Here is a 1,723-nt window from a genome sequence, read left to right as displayed (position 1 = left end):
GTCTTGGTTACTCGCGTCCGATTCAATCGGCTTCGTCCAGGGGGCTTGAACAAGAAGTCTATCGGCTCGCTCGACAGCAGTCATCCGCGAGCGGCAGGAAGTGGCCGATTGTTGTCAGTCAGCTGCTGCGCCTTGTCGGCGGTAGGCGATCCGTTGCCGCAGGTCAATTTCTCGATCTGCCCACCCGGGAGCGGGCATTGCGCTCAGGCTTCTTCCCAGATGACGCCTTCCGTCCCATGGTTGAACCTGGCTCTCAGGCGGCTTCGGTTCAGGGGATCACTTTTGAGCCGATCTCCAATTGCAGCTTTGACCACCGCGCTACGTTCTGCATCAACAGCCAAAATTCCGTGGGGTTCTGCCGCAACTTCGTTTCGTTTACGCGCAGCTTCCCATCGAAGCCAGATGCCCCAGTCCTCCATCACCAGCCCTAGCAGACTCGGATCGACAGGAGACAGGAAGTACGTATCGCCGTATTCATCAGTGCTGTGGTCGAACTCGGCTTCGTAGATGTGCGGCACGCCGTTCCATTCCGCGATGCCAAGACGCKGGCCATCGTAATAGTCGTGGACGGTAAGTATTCGATCCATCGAGATAGCCTACCTGAAAGCAGACCTTGGCGACCGGCAGCAGCTGGCCGTCGTCGGTCCCAGGCTCCCCATGGAAGACGACATGACGTCACGCCTTCCCGCGTGCTTCCTTCTTCGCTTTTCGCGTCTCTTCGGCCACGATGCCGGCTGCCCGCCAGTGCGCGAACTCGTCCGGCGTCTCGAGCGTGACGCGGCCCCAGGCGCCGCTGCGGAAGTCGTTCAACGCCACCTCAGCGGCTTTCTGCATGTTCACGCGGCCACCGGGCAGCAGGCCGCCGCGCTTGCGGCCCACTTCGGCCAGCAATGCCTCGTCGGTCATCGCCGAGAAGTCGGCRAGCTTGTAGCGCGCCACCAGTCGGTCCGCGTAGCGATGGCGCACGCGAGCCAGCAGCGCCATCGYTACCTCTTCCTCGTCRTAMGCATTGCGGCCGATGCCRCCGCTCGCCGCCAGGTTGTACCCACYCTGCKCRGTGAGGATTCGCGGCCACAGCATGCCCGGTGTGTCRAACAGGAARAAGTCGKTGGCCAGCAGGATCTTCTGCTCCAGCTTGGTGATGCCCGGCTCGTCGCCCGTCTTGGCYGTGCGCTGGCCGTTGAGSGTGTTGACCAGCGTCGACTTGCCCACGTTGGGAATACCGCAAATCAACACCCGCACCGGCTTGACCATGCCGCCGCGATGCGGGGCAAGCGCCCGGCACGCCGSTATCAGCGCACGCGCCGGCGCSGTGGTGCTGGCGTCCAGCCCCAGGCAACGGGGGCCCGGCAGCGCCTGGTCGATCTCCGGCAGGCGACAATTTATCCATCATGAAAGGTCGGCATCTCGAACCGGCGGGGGGGGGGCAGGCTTCGATTCTGAAAGGCGCCACCAGGAACTGGCCGACGCCTGGATTCCATGAAGCCCTGTTCGCAAACATCGCGGGATGGCAGCGCCGGCTTCGCAAGACTTCGCCACTTCAGTGTTGTCCCCGGCGAGTGGCGTTGCGAAGATTGCGAGCATGAGCACTCCCACGATCACCGCCGGCTTCAAGCCGAAGAAGTCCGTCGCGCTGTCCGGTGTCACCGCCGGCAACACCGCGCTGTGCACCGTCGGCCGCAGCGGCAACGACCTGCACTACCGCGGCTACGACATCCTCGAC

Annotated in this window: 2 protein-coding genes and 1 pseudogene; 1 reads left to right on the top strand and 2 read right to left on the bottom strand. The window is 63.5% G+C overall.

Annotated features, from left to right (window positions below; all coding sequences use genetic code 11):
- Positions 1–203: 203 nt before the first annotated feature.
- The gene (locus AC1D15_RS30545; RefSeq protein WP_477828981.1) at positions 204–587 is read right to left on the bottom strand and encodes a hypothetical protein; all 384 of its coding nucleotides are present in this window, start codon (positions 585–587) and stop codon (positions 204–206) included.
- An 88-nt stretch (positions 588–675) separates the two neighbouring features.
- Positions 676–1,254 carry a YlqF/YawG family GTPase gene (locus tag AC1D15_RS30540; RefSeq protein ID WP_477828980.1) on the bottom strand — a complete coding sequence of 193 codons (579 nt, stop codon included), beginning with the start codon at positions 1,252–1,254 and terminating at the stop codon, positions 676–678.
- 328 nt (positions 1,255–1,582) lie between these two features.
- Here AC1D15_RS30540 and AC1D15_RS30535 point away from each other — a divergent pair.
- Positions 1,583–1,723: pseudogene (locus AC1D15_RS30535) on the top strand (2-methylcitrate synthase); the annotation flags it as partial.

This window comes from Rhizobacter sp. P2_H2, assembly GCF_056403375.1.
The sequence above is the reverse complement of the archived record's forward strand: the minus strand, read 5'-3'. Positions and strand labels throughout refer to the sequence as shown.